General features: G+C 40.8%; 17 protein-coding genes. 16 read left to right on the top strand and 1 reads right to left on the bottom strand.

Going from position 1 to position 13,630, the window contains the following annotated elements; all coding sequences use genetic code 11:
- Positions 1 to 2 precede the first annotated feature (2 nt).
- The 13 genes from KVT11_RS12835 (at position 3) to KVT11_RS12775 (ending at position 8,413) form a co-directional block, all read left to right on the top strand.
- Positions 3 to 623 carry a hypothetical protein gene (locus KVT11_RS12835; RefSeq protein WP_116307204.1) on the top strand — a complete coding sequence of 207 codons (621 nt, stop codon included), beginning with the start codon at positions 3 to 5 and terminating at the stop codon, positions 621 to 623.
- Between the two features lie 10 nt (positions 624 to 633).
- The gene (locus KVT11_RS12830) at positions 634 to 1,317 is read left to right on the top strand and encodes a DUF7003 family protein (RefSeq protein ID WP_035390914.1); all 684 of its coding nucleotides are present in this window, start codon (positions 634 to 636) and stop codon (positions 1,315 to 1,317) included.
- A gap of 39 nt (positions 1,318 to 1,356) precedes the next feature.
- Positions 1,357 to 1,833, top strand: coding sequence for a hypothetical protein (locus KVT11_RS12825; RefSeq protein ID WP_017358069.1), 477 nt, complete (start codon positions 1,357 to 1,359; stop codon positions 1,831 to 1,833).
- Positions 1,834 to 1,880: 47 nt separating this feature from the next.
- On the top strand, positions 1,881 to 2,279 hold the full coding sequence (locus tag KVT11_RS12820) for a YxiG family protein (RefSeq protein ID WP_017358068.1): 399 nt from the start codon (positions 1,881 to 1,883) through the stop codon (positions 2,277 to 2,279).
- Positions 2,280 to 2,337: 58 nt separating this feature from the next.
- Positions 2,338 to 2,685 (top strand): YxiJ family protein, encoded by a 348-nt coding sequence (locus KVT11_RS12815; protein ID WP_076822292.1) that lies wholly within the window; start codon positions 2,338 to 2,340, stop codon positions 2,683 to 2,685.
- 18 nt (positions 2,686 to 2,703) lie between these two features.
- The gene (locus KVT11_RS12810; protein ID WP_076822290.1) at positions 2,704 to 3,081 is read left to right on the top strand and encodes a hypothetical protein; all 378 of its coding nucleotides are present in this window, start codon (positions 2,704 to 2,706) and stop codon (positions 3,079 to 3,081) included.
- A 53-nt stretch (positions 3,082 to 3,134) separates the two neighbouring features.
- The gene (locus KVT11_RS12805; RefSeq protein ID WP_210552100.1) at positions 3,135 to 4,004 is read left to right on the top strand and encodes an alpha/beta hydrolase; all 870 of its coding nucleotides are present in this window, start codon (positions 3,135 to 3,137) and stop codon (positions 4,002 to 4,004) included.
- A 94-nt stretch (positions 4,005 to 4,098) separates the two neighbouring features.
- A complete protein-coding gene (gene hxlR / locus KVT11_RS12800; RefSeq protein ID WP_034646559.1) occupies positions 4,099 to 4,437 on the top strand; it encodes a transcriptional activator HxlR in 339 nt (112 codons plus the stop codon).
- 338 nt (positions 4,438 to 4,775) lie between these two features.
- Positions 4,776 to 5,408 carry a 3-hexulose-6-phosphate synthase gene (gene hxlA / locus KVT11_RS12795; RefSeq protein WP_003216301.1) on the top strand — a complete coding sequence of 211 codons (633 nt, stop codon included), beginning with the start codon at positions 4,776 to 4,778 and terminating at the stop codon, positions 5,406 to 5,408.
- Complete coding sequence (gene hxlB / locus KVT11_RS12790) at positions 5,405 to 5,962, top strand: 6-phospho-3-hexuloisomerase (protein ID WP_048001501.1); 558 nt, start codon at positions 5,405 to 5,407, stop codon at positions 5,960 to 5,962. The genes hxlA and hxlB overlap by 4 nt, the downstream gene beginning before the upstream one ends.
- Positions 5,963 to 6,110: 148 nt before the next feature.
- Positions 6,111 to 6,836, top strand: a complete 726-nt coding sequence (locus KVT11_RS12785) for a DsbA family oxidoreductase (RefSeq protein ID WP_019743620.1) — start codon at positions 6,111 to 6,113, stop codon at positions 6,834 to 6,836.
- 85 nt (positions 6,837 to 6,921) lie between these two features.
- Positions 6,922 to 7,386 carry a MarR family winged helix-turn-helix transcriptional regulator gene (locus KVT11_RS12780; protein ID WP_223255646.1) on the top strand — a complete coding sequence of 155 codons (465 nt, stop codon included), beginning with the start codon at positions 6,922 to 6,924 and terminating at the stop codon, positions 7,384 to 7,386.
- Positions 7,387 to 7,396: 10 nt separating this feature from the next.
- The gene (locus KVT11_RS12775) at positions 7,397 to 8,413 is read left to right on the top strand and encodes a serine hydrolase domain-containing protein (protein ID WP_025207671.1); all 1,017 of its coding nucleotides are present in this window, start codon (positions 7,397 to 7,399) and stop codon (positions 8,411 to 8,413) included.
- Between the two features lie 5 nt (positions 8,414 to 8,418).
- Here KVT11_RS12775 and KVT11_RS12770 read toward each other — a convergent pair whose 3' ends face one another.
- The gene (locus KVT11_RS12770) at positions 8,419 to 9,531 is read right to left on the bottom strand and encodes a GntR family transcriptional regulator (protein WP_025207670.1); all 1,113 of its coding nucleotides are present in this window, start codon (positions 9,529 to 9,531) and stop codon (positions 8,419 to 8,421) included.
- 272 nt (positions 9,532 to 9,803) lie between these two features.
- Between KVT11_RS12770 and KVT11_RS12765 the strand changes: the two genes are divergently transcribed.
- The 3 genes from KVT11_RS12765 to araA are packed head-to-tail and all read left to right on the top strand — an operon-like array spanning position 9,804 to position 13,566.
- Positions 9,804 to 11,429, top strand: a complete 1,626-nt coding sequence (locus tag KVT11_RS12765) for a xylulokinase (protein WP_116307201.1) — start codon at positions 9,804 to 9,806, stop codon at positions 11,427 to 11,429.
- On the top strand, positions 11,423 to 12,127 hold the full coding sequence (locus KVT11_RS12760) for an L-ribulose-5-phosphate 4-epimerase (protein WP_007501382.1): 705 nt from the start codon (positions 11,423 to 11,425) through the stop codon (positions 12,125 to 12,127). The genes KVT11_RS12765 and KVT11_RS12760 overlap by 7 nt, the downstream gene beginning before the upstream one ends.
- A 17-nt stretch (positions 12,128 to 12,144) precedes the next feature.
- Positions 12,145 to 13,566 (top strand): L-arabinose isomerase, encoded by a 1,422-nt coding sequence (gene araA, locus KVT11_RS12755; RefSeq protein ID WP_060832453.1) that lies wholly within the window; start codon positions 12,145 to 12,147, stop codon positions 13,564 to 13,566.
- The last annotated feature ends 64 nt before the right edge of the window (positions 13,567 to 13,630 follow it).

The raw sequence follows: 13,630 nt of genomic DNA, 5'->3' as shown, positions 1-13,630 counted from the left end.
AAGTGAAACATTTGTTTATATCCGATCCAAAAGAATTTGAACATGTTCTATCGTTTGTTCATTCGCTCATTCACAGTACGAAGACATTCCCTGATCAAGTGTTGAAAACGAAAACCCCTCATTATTTATTCGAAGAATTCCATTGGTTGTTATCAGATGATGGTTGGGAAATGTTAAAAGGTTTAGCTTTGAATCATCATGATGACTATATACTCATGGCTGTATTAGATGAGCAGAAGAGCATGGATGATTATTATCATGATTTTGGTTATTATCCTTGGGTGAAAGTACCGTTAAACCTTACTCCAAGTGATTACCTCGATCTCTTAACGGATTATCCGATAGAGAGTGTAAATGATAGCATAATGGATATTGCTTCACGTGTGATATGGGTTTCCCCTTCTGCGAAATGGATCATTTATGGCGACAGAGGTTATGAGATAGGAGTACTAGCGATTCTTCAATTAGAACAAATGAATAAACAATTGTTAAAAACGTGGAGAACTTTAGATGAGATTGTATTAGGCTGGATTTCAGTTGTATTTCCGAATCAAAAACTTCCTGATGATTTTAAAAAAGAACTGATTCGAAATTATACTAACTTTGAAGAAATGACTTCATAAGGAGGAAGAAATGAAACAAATAGACCATGTATTAAACACATTAGATAAGTCTTTTCTAAATAAAGAGTTTCCGCTATTAGATAACGAGAACTTTGATTTTGCCAAAGGGAAGCTTTCTCTATTTACTAGAGATGGAAATTGGCTGATCACGATTCAATTATTCGGTTTATCGAAGTTAGGACCGGCTATTGATTTTTTTGCGTTTGGTCATGAGTTGAATAATGGATCCATCAATTTTCTATTGGATGAGCTCTTTGTTTTCGTGGATCAGCATGATGAAATAATAGATGATGATGAGATAGAACCTGGATTCACCAAACAACCATTACGAATTAAATTGAATGGTGGCTATTTTAATGTTCAAATACCAGAGTCATGCCAATCTGATGTAACAGAGGAAAATGAATGGATTACTCTGTTAAGAGAAATGGCCAAACATCGAGATTTGCTGGATAGTTTATGGATGACAGATCAAGAACAATTTGACATCGTTCAGCATGTATATGATAAACCGCTCTATACAACTGAATCATGGTTTCATCCAGAAACGCATAGCCAACTCCCTAGTCAATCTCCTTTTTTTCAATCGGTTGCGAAGAGTTTGATCTATCAAGATCCAACATGCATTGTAAATATAAACACGAACACTGACTGGAGATTATGGTCAGATTTTGATACTGTGGAATATTTTTAGTTTCGTCTGATGTTTTAAATCGGTGAGGTGGAGCAAGTAATGAGAATCGTATTAGCAAAAGAGGAAAATCTATTCGAAGTAAATGAATTAATAAAGAAAATCAATTTAAACGTAGAAGAGTATCATTGGGTCATAAGTGATGTGACACTCCCAATGCTTCATGATCGGAATAATCAATCTCATTCAGAAGTCATGCCGGATTATACGGATTTTTTATTTCTGAAGGGTGAACATTTCAAAAAATTCTTACATGACTATTCTTATTCTTTTATTTTCGCTGTTTTGACCGCATTGCCTCGTCATATAGATCATTTGAATATTATTTCAATACCTCAAATTGAAGATAATGAACGATATTGGAACGTAAATTATACACCCGTTATCCCTCAAGCCGTGTTTGAAATCGGATTTTTTGATTCGACAGATGTTATTTTTACAGGAGATCAGAAAATCTTAAGCGAATTTCGAAAAAAAGCGGACTTTATTTCATTTGAAGAATATTTACAAACTCCGTGACACGATAAGAATAGAGTTCATCCTGAAAAAATAGGAGAGTGAATGAGATGTTTAATAGTGTACAAAAATGGATCGATTATCTAGATGGGGGTTGTAATGTACTCGGAGTCACATTTGATTTGTTTCATAAAGAATTAATACTGAGCGTAAAAGTATCAGAATTAAATAAAGTTACTCAACATGAAATACGATTTATGAATATGGCGAGTCTTTATTATAATGGGGGTGAAGGTAATGATAGATTTGAAGAATTGATACAAGAAGAGATGAATTGGCAAATTTTTGAATGTAGTTACCATCCTAATGGGATAGGGGACCTTAAAAATGTACTTCTTGAAGAATTTGATTCAAATGCAAATTTTCTATTTAACATCAATGGGATGTTACTCGCAATAGAATCGAAAAACGTATGTTTCGATTCACAAGAATTTATTTGCAGTGTATAGGAAGATCTCATTAGCGTCTAAATAAGAATTAAAAACAATGAGAGATTGGGGAAAATCCATGAAAATCAGCCGAGATAAACAAGGTTTATTCGATGATGTAAAACAACGTTATCAATACTTATTAGATTCATCTTATCCAGATGAAATCGTCTCTTTTGAAGAGGAAACTGGTATATGTTCAGATGATTTTTATATGTTTTTTTCACTTGTTGCAGGCAGCTTAAGTTATGTGGTCGATCATAAACGAATACCGAAAAAACAGTTAAACGTGCTGCGTCAGTCATTTGAAGAGCAATATCCCCAAATCAAATCGTATCAAGAGATCCTTGAATCATATCCTTTACTGCACTCCTATGTTCAATACCATGAAGAAACAAGAAAACAAATCATTGCACTTCTACAATAACCTCTTGGAGGACAAACGATGACATGGTTTTTAGATGAAAAAATCCAGAAACAAATCCCTGATTTCGATATCAACCATCTAAAGCAAATCAATGAATTTCACTACTTTAAAGAGTATAATGAACATTACGACTTGATCAACTGTATTCATCTACACATCCCATACGAATCTGCAACCCATAAAGCAGACATTCATCTGAAATTTACCAACGTCTCTTCTGTTCAAATCAAAGATTTGGAGTTAACAAACGATTCCTCTCTTTTTTTGAACATTCAACTTTTGGATAGAGGCTGGGAATATTTGAATTACTTTGTCGAAGATTATGAAGAACAGTATTTTTCTTTTTATTGTGAAACGATTCAAGTCATACAAGTCGTTTCAAATGAATCGGGCTAGTCTCTCTACATATGTGCGAATGATGCTTCCCCATCCCAATATAGAAAGGTGCAATGAAATTGAATCGAATCATGAAGTGGCTTTTATTTGCGGCAGTCATCGCTGGCTTATTGGTATGCGCATTCTTTGTGTTCCGTTTCAACCAGCCTAAGCCGACGACAAACATCCATTATGCAGACACACAAAATAAACAGCAAACACTGGATATATATATGCCAAAGGGAAAAGATGAAGACAAAAAGAAGAAGCATCCAGTCATGATCTATCTCCATGGCGGCGGCTGGACAGGCGGCGATAAGAATAGAGTCGCTTCAAAGGCTGATTATTTTACGGGTCAAGGATATGTGTTTGTTTCAATGAATTACAGGCTTCACCCTGATGCCAACTACGAACAGATGGCAGATGATACGGCAAACGCCATTAAATGGGTGAAGGATCATGCAGATGAATATCAAATCGATTCATCAAAAATCAATGTCATGGGTCACTCAGCGGGTGGTCATTTGACGGCGCTGGTTGCTACAGATTCGACTTACTTAAAACGTGTGGGGCTGTCGCCAAAAACGATCAATTCTATCGTGATTTTAGATGGACCGTTAAACATCAATCAATTTATACAAGCCATTCCATCGTACAAAAAAGTCTTTGGCAAACAAGAGGAAAACTGGACAAAGGCATCACCGGTCACTTATATGAATCAAACGAATGTACCGCCTGTTTATTTGGTCACAGGCTGGGAAAATCCTGAAGTGTACCGATTTGCAGAAAAACTGAATCATGAGAAAGGCTCACGGTTTGTGTTTCGGGTTCATTCGCTGAGCCACAGTGATTTAAATAAATGGTTTGGATCTGACAGAGCGCCAAAAGAAGCGCAAGACATGACAAAGGCTGTGATGGCTTTTGTCAAAAAACAAAATCAATAACGAAGACCGTATGCTAGGCAATCGATTTTGCCGCAGTATATGATATAGGATAAACGGTTTGTATTAAAAGGAGTGTATATTGTTGTCATCAAGAATGGAAAATAAAGTGTTCAATTGCGAAAAAGAGCTGACGCTGAATATTATCGGCGGGAAGTGGAAAATGCTGATCTTATGGCACCTTGGCAGAGAAGGGACAAAACGGTTTGGTGAGTTAAAGTCGTTAATGCCTGGGATTACGCAAAGAATGCTTGTCAATCAGCTAAGAGAATTAGAGGAAGATCACATTGTGCACCGGGAGGTTTATCCCGTCGTTCCGCCAAAGGTTGAGTATTCTCTCACGGAACTCGGAGAAAGCTTAATGCCGATTTTAGAGGCGATGTATGATTGGGGAAAACAATATCTCGATAGCAATTTTTTAAAGGATGATAAATAGAAAGACGATAGATGTAGACAAAGAGCTAAAATCATTTTATTTTAGCTCTTTGTTTTCTTTTCAGCGTGACTTGAAAACCTTTGCAGTCTAGGAAGGATGAGTACTGAAGCGGCATCACAACACAGACTTGACACCGAATGCGAGGATTTGTCAGTACGTTTAGATACTGGTCGAAAAGACAGTGTCTTTTTTGTAACCATATGCGAAAAAGTATAGTATGTAAAAAAAAAGTGCGTACTTGGATTGCTTCCATCCTGTTGTTATACTCATTTCATCGTTCAAGAAGCCCTATTCACGGAGCTCTTGAAGATGAGATGAAAAAACGGGAGTGAACGTTCATGAAATTACAATTAGCGTTAGATTTAGTGAATATACCAGAAGCGATCGAGCTGATCAAAGAAGTAGAAGGATCGATCGATGTAGTCGAAATTGGAACACCTGTTGTGATCAACGAAGGCTTGCGTGCCGTCAAAGAAGTCAAACAGGCATTTCCAAACTTACGTGTACTCGCCGATCTGAAAATTATGGATGCTGCCGGTTATGAAGTGCAGCAGGCATCTGAAGCTGGAGCGGATATCGTCACCATTCTTGCGGCAGCGGAAGATATGTCTATCCAAGGAGCGGTGAAAGAAGCAAAAGCAAGAGGGAAACAAATTTTAGTCGATATGATTGGGATCAAAGATATCGCCGGCCGTGCGAAAGAGCTGGATGAGCTTGGGGTAGATTATATTTGTGTGCACACAGGCTATGACCTGCAAGCGGTTGGTCAAAACTCATTTGCTGACCTCATGACCATTAAACAAGTGGTCAAACAGGCAAAAACAGCGATTGCAGGCGGTATTAAGCTTGATACGTTACCTGAAGTCGTCAAATTAAATCCAGATTTGATTATTGTCGGTGGCGGCATTGCGAGCCAAGACAATAAAGCAGAAGTGGCTGCGCAAATGAAGCAGTTGATTGCACAATCATGAAAACAAGTGACTATGTGAGAGCGATTCTAAGCGAGCTTTCTGAGCACTCGCCCGCTATTCAAGACGAACAAGCAGAGCAGCTTGTCAAAAGCATTTTAGCGGCTCGAAAGGTCTTCGTCGCAGGGGCTGGCAGGTCTGGTTTGATGGGGAAATCGTTTGCGATGAGACTCACGCATATTGGTGTCGAAGCTTATGTGATCGGTGAAACGAATACGCCTGCTTTTACATCTGAGGATTTATTGATTGTAGGGAGCGGTTCTGGCCAAACAGAGACGCTGCTTGTGCTCGCGAAAAAGGCAAGGGCGATTGGCGGAAGCGTGGCGTCGTTCACGCTTTCAGCTGAGTCACCTATAGCTGATCTATCGGATGAAGTCATCTTACTGTCAGGTGCGCCAAAGGATCAACATGAAGGAAACCATCATACGATTCAGCCGATGGGCTCATTATTTGAGCAAACTTTGCTTCTTATGTACGATGCGGTCATCTTGAGATTGATGGAAATGAAGAAGCTCGACACCCATAAAATGTACGGTCACCATGCGAACTTAGAATAGCCGTGATGAAAACCTTTCCTTTTTTGAAGGAAAGGTTTTTTTAATACATGGTACTTAAAAAGAAGGATCACTTGACATAAAGGATAAGATGTAACTATAATAGTTACATCTTGAAAGAAAAAACGTAAGCAATGGAAGGAAGATGAAGATGAAAGTGCAAATTTGGTCAGATATCGCCTGTCCTTTTTGTTATATAGGAAAAAAACAGTTGGAAACAGCGCTTGAGCAATTCCCTCATAAAGAACAGGTAGAAGTAGAGTTTAAAAGCTTTGAGCTTGATCCGAATGCACCTGTTGCAGTGGATTATGATGTGCATGATATGCTTGTCAAAAAATATGGCATGAGCCGTAGCCGGGCCATCGCAATGAATGAACAGGTGAAACAGGCGGGCAAGGAGAAAGGAATCGATTTTCAATTCGATCCACTCGTTTTGACAAACACCTTTGATGCCCACCAGCTCGCACAATATGCTGGAAAAATGGGAAAAGGCGATCTTGTCATGGGAGAGCTGTTTCAAGCGTATTTTACAGATGGAAAGCATGTTGGTGATCGTCAAACCCTTTTAGATATTGCAGAAAAAGCAGGTCTTGATCAGAACGAAGTACAGAAGGTTCTAGACGGGCAAGAATTTGCAGACGATGTGCGAGAAGACGAAAAAGAAGCAAGACAGCTCGGGATTTCTGCTGTGCCTTTTTTCTTGATCAATGATCAATATTCGGTTGCTGGTGCACAGCCAGCAGATACGTTCCTTCGTGCACTTGAAACGGCTTGGACAGAAGAGGCAGCACAAACAGAGAAAGCGGCTGATGCTTCATTTGAAGAAGCATGTGCAGATGGCGTATGTGCAGTACCTTCACCTAAAGAAGAAGTATAATCGGCATTTTCCCTATCTTTGATAAAAGATAGGGATTTTTGTTGATTAATAATTAACATACCTTTATACTTAAGGTATCTTAATTATGAAGGTGATGACAGTGACATCCAAAACAACGATGATCCAAGAATTAAACCAAATCGAAGCGCGCATTCATCAAAAGCTCCGATTAGAGTTTGAAGAATTATTTGTAGATGAGTTAACTGATAAGCAGCATATTGTCCTTGATTTCGTAGAGCGAAATGGGGGGAGCTCGCCTATTCAAATTGCTCAGCAACTAGGCATCACCCAAAGTGCTGTGAGCCAGTTATTAAACACACTTGAAAAAAAAGAATGGGTTCGCCGCAGCATCAACCCGCAAAACCGCCGGGAATTGCACGTTGAACTTTCTGGAAAGGCAAAGACGTACTTGGAGAATATGAGAAAGATAGAACTTGCGATCATTGAAAAATACTATTCAAAATTAAGCCTCGAAGAGATCAGCACATTGACATCTATTTATACAAAGCTTGATCAATTGATTGTAGATCAAAATGAAGGGGAAGGATGATGATTCATTGATGATGCTCAAACAAGAAGTACAGCGAATTGCCTCTTCTTATACGGAGAAAAAGAAACAGGCACTGCTTGTGATCGGACTGATTCATCAAGGAGAAAGACACGTTTTTCATTTCGGAGATCATCCCATACAGCAGCGCGTGCAGCCTGAGGAGGTCATTTTTGAAATCGGCTCTATTTCAAAAGTCTTTACGACAAGTATATTGGCAAGCATGATTCAAAAAGGGCAGATGAAGCTAGACGATTCCATTTCATTGTATTGTCCCGAAATAAGAAAGAATCACCCCATCCAATTGGAACAGCTGGCAACCCATACGTCTGGACTTCCTTCACATCGTTTTCTCAGAGATTTACAACTAAGGTTCCTTCCAAAAGTGAGAAGAGATATGTACTGTCAATACTCCCTTGATGAATTAATGAAACTGTTACACTCGAAAAAATGGAATGAGCGAAAGGAATACCCATCTCGTTACTCCAATGTAGGGATGGGACTCCTCGGGTTGATCATGGGATGGTCTCTTCACAAAACATATGAAGAGTTGCTGACTGAATATATCGTGGATGAGCTGAAACTATCGAACACCTTTATTACGATCAAGGAGGACGTCAAAGAGAAGATGATCCTTGGTCATCAAGAGAATGGAAAAGAGGTTCCTCCGCTTCAGATGCATGACTATCAAGGGGCTGGTGCGATTCGTTCGACGATCACGGATTTGCTTTCATTTCTCTCTGCACATATGAGTGCAGACGTCGCTTCTCCATGGAAAATGACCCACGAGCCAAAGGTAAAGATAGGGAAAAACATGTCAATGGGACTCGGGTGGGTCATAGATGATACGGGATTGATTTGCCATAATGGGGCAACTTCTGGTTTCTCCAGCTTCATGGGCTTCCGCCCGCATTCAAAAACAGGAGTGGTCGTTTTGTCTAACTATCGCAATCGTATCACGCAAGACTCTCCCGACCGAATTGCCTATGATTTGATGAATATGCTTGAACAAGAGCCTAAAGCCAAATGAGCCTTCTATGAAGAGGGCTCATTTTTTCTTGCGTTCAGCGCTTTAATCGTTTCACCAGGAACGAGTTCAGGCTCATAAAATGTTTGATCAGGGAGATTCTTTTTCCCTTGTACGTGTTTAATCATCCAGTCTGCCGCATCTCGTCCCATTTGCTCTTGAGGGTGTGTCAGCGTTGTCAGTTTCACATGGGCATTTTTTTGGGCAATATACGAGTTATCCTGTCCAATAATGGAAAGATCATCTGGAATAGATAAACCTATTTCACTACATACATTTGCTACTTCTAACCCGACTTCATCGTTATAGCAAACAAGGGCGGTCAGCTCATGCTGGTGTGCTTGTAAAAAGGTTTTGATATGATCCCCCAAATACTGCTTCGATTCTGTATCGAAAAAAAGAACATGCTCTGGTAGGAAATTGAGCTTCGCTTCACCAAGTGCCTGAATATAGCCTTTCATTCGATATTTTCCTTGTAAATCATCTGTTTTTGAAATCAGTCCAATATGCTGATGCCCAGAGGTGATCAGCTCCTTTGTCGCTAAATAGCTGGACTTTACATCATCCAAACAAAGGAAGGGAACTTCTAACTGCTCATAGTAGGCATTGATCATTATAAGCGGGACATCCTGCTCTTTAAAGGATAGGTAGTACGAAATGTTTGGATTATATAAGTTGCTTTTTGTCGGTTCGACAATTAATCCGTCCACACCAAAGGACAGCATCATTTCAAGTGCTTTTTTCTCTTGCTCCACATCGTTATTTGTACTCGCCAGTAACAAAGAATAGTTCTCTTCATTTAATCGGCTTTCGATGCCCCGAATGATCGACGGGAAAATGTAATCGGATATGTATGTGGTGATGACGCCAATCGTTTTCATATGAGCATGTCCAGCAGGTTTTGTTTGATATTGATTGGTGACAAATGTGCCTGAGCCTTTTTCACTTCTTAAAAAACCTTCACTCGATAATTCCAAGATGGCTTTTCGCACCGTATGTCTGCTTACTTGATACATCTCTTGTAAGCTTGATTCGGTTGGAATACGCTCCCCGATCCGGTAATCCCCTGTCAGTATTTTGCTTTTTATATCATCTATAATGATCTGGTACTTCTTTTTCATCGTTTCACTTCTTTCACAGTTGATCCTCTACTCGGGTTGAGAAGAACTTGTATGGACATATTCTAACATGGTTGCTTAATCAAGAACAGGCGCTTACAGTGTCTATCGTCTGTTCCTTGGAGAATATGAAAGTTTTTGTCTAATTGTGTATGCACAACTATATTTATTATTGACATATGTACGTACAAATATTATATTGTTTTTGTGCACAGGTAAAGATGAATCAAATGAAAAAGATATTTGAAACCGCTATCATCTTGGAGGTGAACAAAATGAATCGTGAAAAGACGGCTAAAGCCATTAGAGAAGGCAGGACATCTTTGGGCATTGAATTTGGTTCCACACGAATTAAAGCGATTTTAATAGATGAAGAGTTTCAGCCAATTGCGCAAGGTGCATTTGAATGGGAAAGTTCTCTTCAAGAAGGAATATGGACGTACAATTTAATTGAAATCATTACAGGTCTTCAAGTGGCGTACCGTCAGATGAAGGAACAGGCTGCACAATTGTATGGGGTGACGATTCAAACCATTGGCTCCATCGGGATATCTGCGATGATGCATGGCTATGTCGCCTGTCATCATACAGGAGAAGTCCTCGTCCCGTTTCGAACGTGGCGGAATGGAACAACGACCGAGGCGAGTCAAAAGCTAACAGATGTATTCCAATTTCATATTCCAGAAAGATGGAGCATCGCTCACTTATATCAAGCGATATTAGGAGAGGAAAAACATCTGTCCCGGTTAGAGTATGTGACCACTTTGTCCGGCTACATTCACTGGTTGTTAACAGGGAAGCAGGCCATCGGAATTGGCGATGCGTCGGGAATGTTCCCCATTGATGAAAAAACGAAGGATTACAACGAAGTGATGCTTCATCAATTTGAAGCATTGATTGCAGAAAAAGGCTACCCGTGGAAGCTTCGTCATCTTTTGCCGCGCATCTATTTAGCAGGCGAAGAAGCTGGTGTGTTAACAGCAGCTGGAGCAGCGATTTTAGACCAAGGCAAACAGTTGCAGCCAGGTATCCCTTTTTGCCCGCCAGAGGGTGATGCTGGAACAGGGATGGTCGCAACAAACAGTGTGGAAAAGAGAACTGGGAATATTTCAGTTGGGACATCTGTATTTGCCATGATTGTGTTAGAGCATCATCTAAAAGGTGTGTACCCAGAAGTGGACCTTGTCACGACACCAGATGGCCTGCCAGTCGCGATGGTTCATGCCAACAATTGTACAAGTGACCTCAACGCTTGGATGAATCTATTCAGAGAAGCGTTTGAAGCAATGGGTCAGCCAGTTGAAACAGAAAGATTGTACGAAACCCTATTAAATCAAGCTTTAGAAGCAGATCATGATGGGGGCGGGCTTTTAAGCTATGGCTATTATTCTGGTGAAAATATTACGAGACTAAAAGAAGGAAGACCCCTTTTTGTTAGATCTCCTCAAAGCCGGTTTACCCTTGCTAATTTCATTCGGACGCATCTCTTCTCTGCATTTGGCGCAATGAAAATTGGGATGGATCGTTTAAAAGCACATGAACAAGTCAAGATTGATCGCTTACTAGGACATGGCGGTTTATTTAAAACACCAATAGTTGGGCAAAAAATGGTCGCTGCTGCACTTGGGACACCTGTATCCGTCGTATCAACGGCGGGAGAAGGCGGTGCGTTTGGGATGGCGGTCCTTGCTTCGTATATGCTCAATCACCAGCAGCAAACACTGAGCCATTTTCTCAAGCATCAAGTGTTTGCCCATACATTAGAAGAGCTTATTGATCCTGATCCACTGGATGTTAAAGGTTTTGAGGCATTTATAAAGCGCTATCAAGAAGGACTCCCGATAGAAAAAGTAGCAGTAGAACATTTGACGCCACAGAAAGGAGCGGCACCTGTATGTTAGAGCGGTTAAAAGAAGAAGTGTTTCAAGCGAATCTAGATCTGCCAAAGTACGGACTTGTGAAATTTACATGGGGCAATGTCAGTGCGTGCGATCGTGACAGTGGACTATTTGTCATTAAGCCGAGCGGCATAGCGTATGACAAATTATCAGCAAAAGACATGGTCGTGGTCGATTTTGACGGTCAAGTGGTCGAGGGGGAATTCAATCCTTCTTCCGATACTGCCACACATGCTGTTCTTTACAAACACTTTGAGGAAATTGGCGGCATTTCACATAGCCATTCAATGTGGGCAACGGTATGGGCGCAAGCTGGACTTGATTTACCAGCAATGGGCACAACACATGCAGATACATTTTACGGACCTGTTCCGTGCGCTCGATTTCTCACAGAAGAAGAGGTGAATCGCGGGTATGAGGTGGAAACAGGACACCTGATCATTGAAACGTTTGAGAAAAGACAGATAGATGTCATGGCGGTTCCTGGTATTTTGCTGCAAGGTCATGGGCCCTTTACGTGGGGAAAAGATGCAAAAAGTGCGGTAACGAACAGTGTCATTTTAGATGAAGTAGCGAAAATGAACCTGTTTGCAAAGCAATTGAACGAATATGCGGAGCCTCTTCCGCAGGTGATTTTAGATAAACATTATTTGAGAAAACATGGAACACATGCGTATTACGGACAAAAACCTTCAAGATAAAGAAAAGAGGGATTTCTATGTTAACAAGTCAGAAGAAAGAATGTTGGTTTGTCGTCGGTTCACAGCACTTATATGGGGACGAGGCACTGAAGCAAGTGAAGGCAGATGCGCAAAAGATAACAGATGCCTTAAATGAGAGCGGTTTGCTGCCTTATCCAATTATTCTGCAGGAACTGGCGGTTAGTGCGGATCAAATCACACAGCTGATGAAAGAGGTCAACTATCGTGATGAGGTCATCGGTGTGATGACTTGGATGCATACGTTTTCTCCAGCAAAAATGTGGATACGTGGTACGTCTCTTTTGCAAAAGCCTCTTTTGCATCTCGTCACGCAATACTATGAAAACATTCCGTGGGACACGATTGATATGGACTATATGAATCTCCATCAATCGGCACATGGAGACAGAGAGTACGGCTATATCAATGCACGTTTAAATAAGCAAAACCAAATCGTTGCAGGTCATTGGTCGAAGCAGGAGGTGAAGCAACAAATCGCTGATTGGATGGACGTTGCGGCTGCCTATCATGAGAGCTTCCACATCAAAGTGGCACGGTTTGGTGACAATATGCGTCACGTTGCGGTGACAGAAGGAGATAAAATTGAAGCGCAGATCCAGCTGGGCTGGACCGTTGATTACTTTGGAATTGGCGATCTTGTGAACTATGTAAATGCTGTGGAAGAAGCAGAAGTTGATGCTCTGTTTGCTGAGTACTTAACGTTATATGACGTGGATTATGGGAGTTATTCGGCGGAAGAATGGGAACAAAGTGTAAAAGTGCAAGCACGATATGAAATTGCCATCAAACGTTTCTTAGATGAAGGCGGCTACAATGCCTTTACGACAAACTTTGAAGATCTACATGGCATGAAGCAGCTTCCGGGTCTAGCTGTTCAGCGCCTCATGGCAAAGGGGTATGGCTTTGCAGGTGAAGGGGATTGGAAAACCGCCGCACTGGATCGTTTATTAAAGGTGATGAGCCATCATCAATCGACTGGTTTTATGGAAGATTACACATATGAAATGACCTCTGGTCAGGAAGCAGTGCTGCAATCTCATATGTTAGAAGTAGATCCAGCGCTTGCACATACAAAACCTGTCATTGTCGTGTCTCCGCTAGGCATTGGAAACCGGGAAGACCCAGCACGTCTTGTGTTTGATGGAAAAGCAGGCGAGGGCGTTGTTGTCTCCATTGCTGATTTTGGAACACATTTCAAATGGCTGATTCAAGAAGTGGAAGCCTTTGAGCCGCAGGAAGCAGCACCACATTTACCGGTGGCACGAGTCCTCTGGAAAATCAAACCGAACTTTCAAGATGGCGTCAAAGCATGGATTAAGCACGGCGGAGGTCATCATACAGTCGTATCTCTCAATTTAACGGTTGATCAAATTGTTCATTTTGCAAAGCTTGTGAATGCACAATATGTGGTTTTATAAAGAAGGGTGAAATGCATTCTACTGTGAACGGTAGAATGGCAGGGAGAAATGAAAGCGGTTTATT

The organism is Bacillus sp. GbtcB10 (assembly GCF_019091365.1).
GTDB classification, from domain to species: Bacteria; Bacillota; Bacilli; order Bacillales; family Bacillaceae; genus Bacillus; species Bacillus altitudinis.
This window is presented reverse-complemented; position numbering and strand designations above follow the sequence as displayed.

What these genes read in the sequence shown, in the direction of transcription:
- KVT11_RS12830 (WP_035390914.1), top strand. Translation starts at nt 634, where the DNA reads ATGAAACAAATAGACCATGTATTAAACACATTAGATAAGTCTTTTCTA.
- KVT11_RS12825 (WP_017358069.1), top strand. Translation starts at nt 1,357, where the DNA reads ATGAGAATCGTATTAGCAAAAGAGGAAAATCTATTCGAAGTAAATGAA.
- KVT11_RS12820 (WP_017358068.1), top strand. Translation starts at nt 1,881, where the DNA reads ATGTTTAATAGTGTACAAAAATGGATCGATTATCTAGATGGGGGTTGT.
- KVT11_RS12815 (WP_076822292.1), top strand. Translation starts at nt 2,338, where the DNA reads ATGAAAATCAGCCGAGATAAACAAGGTTTATTCGATGATGTAAAACAA.
- KVT11_RS12810 (WP_076822290.1), top strand. Translation starts at nt 2,704, where the DNA reads ATGACATGGTTTTTAGATGAAAAAATCCAGAAACAAATCCCTGATTTC.
- KVT11_RS12805 (WP_210552100.1), top strand. Translation starts at nt 3,135, where the DNA reads ATGAAATTGAATCGAATCATGAAGTGGCTTTTATTTGCGGCAGTCATC.
- hxlR (WP_034646559.1), top strand. Translation starts at nt 4,099, where the DNA reads ATGGAAAATAAAGTGTTCAATTGCGAAAAAGAGCTGACGCTGAATATT.
- hxlA (WP_003216301.1), top strand. Translation starts at nt 4,776, where the DNA reads ATGAAATTACAATTAGCGTTAGATTTAGTGAATATACCAGAAGCGATC.
- hxlB (WP_048001501.1), top strand. Translation starts at nt 5,405, where the DNA reads ATGAAAACAAGTGACTATGTGAGAGCGATTCTAAGCGAGCTTTCTGAG.
- KVT11_RS12785 (WP_019743620.1), top strand. Translation starts at nt 6,111, where the DNA reads ATGAAAGTGCAAATTTGGTCAGATATCGCCTGTCCTTTTTGTTATATA.
- KVT11_RS12780 (WP_223255646.1), top strand. Translation starts at nt 6,922, where the DNA reads ATGAAGGTGATGACAGTGACATCCAAAACAACGATGATCCAAGAATTA.
- KVT11_RS12775 (WP_025207671.1), top strand. Translation starts at nt 7,397, where the DNA reads ATGATGCTCAAACAAGAAGTACAGCGAATTGCCTCTTCTTATACGGAG.
- KVT11_RS12770 (WP_025207670.1), bottom strand. Translation starts at nt 9,531, where the DNA reads ATGAAAAAGAAGTACCAGATCATTATAGATGATATAAAAAGCAAAATA.
- KVT11_RS12765 (WP_116307201.1), top strand. Translation starts at nt 9,804, where the DNA reads ATGAATCGTGAAAAGACGGCTAAAGCCATTAGAGAAGGCAGGACATCT.
- KVT11_RS12760 (WP_007501382.1), top strand. Translation starts at nt 11,423, where the DNA reads ATGTTAGAGCGGTTAAAAGAAGAAGTGTTTCAAGCGAATCTAGATCTG.
- araA (WP_060832453.1), top strand. Translation starts at nt 12,145, where the DNA reads ATGTTAACAAGTCAGAAGAAAGAATGTTGGTTTGTCGTCGGTTCACAG.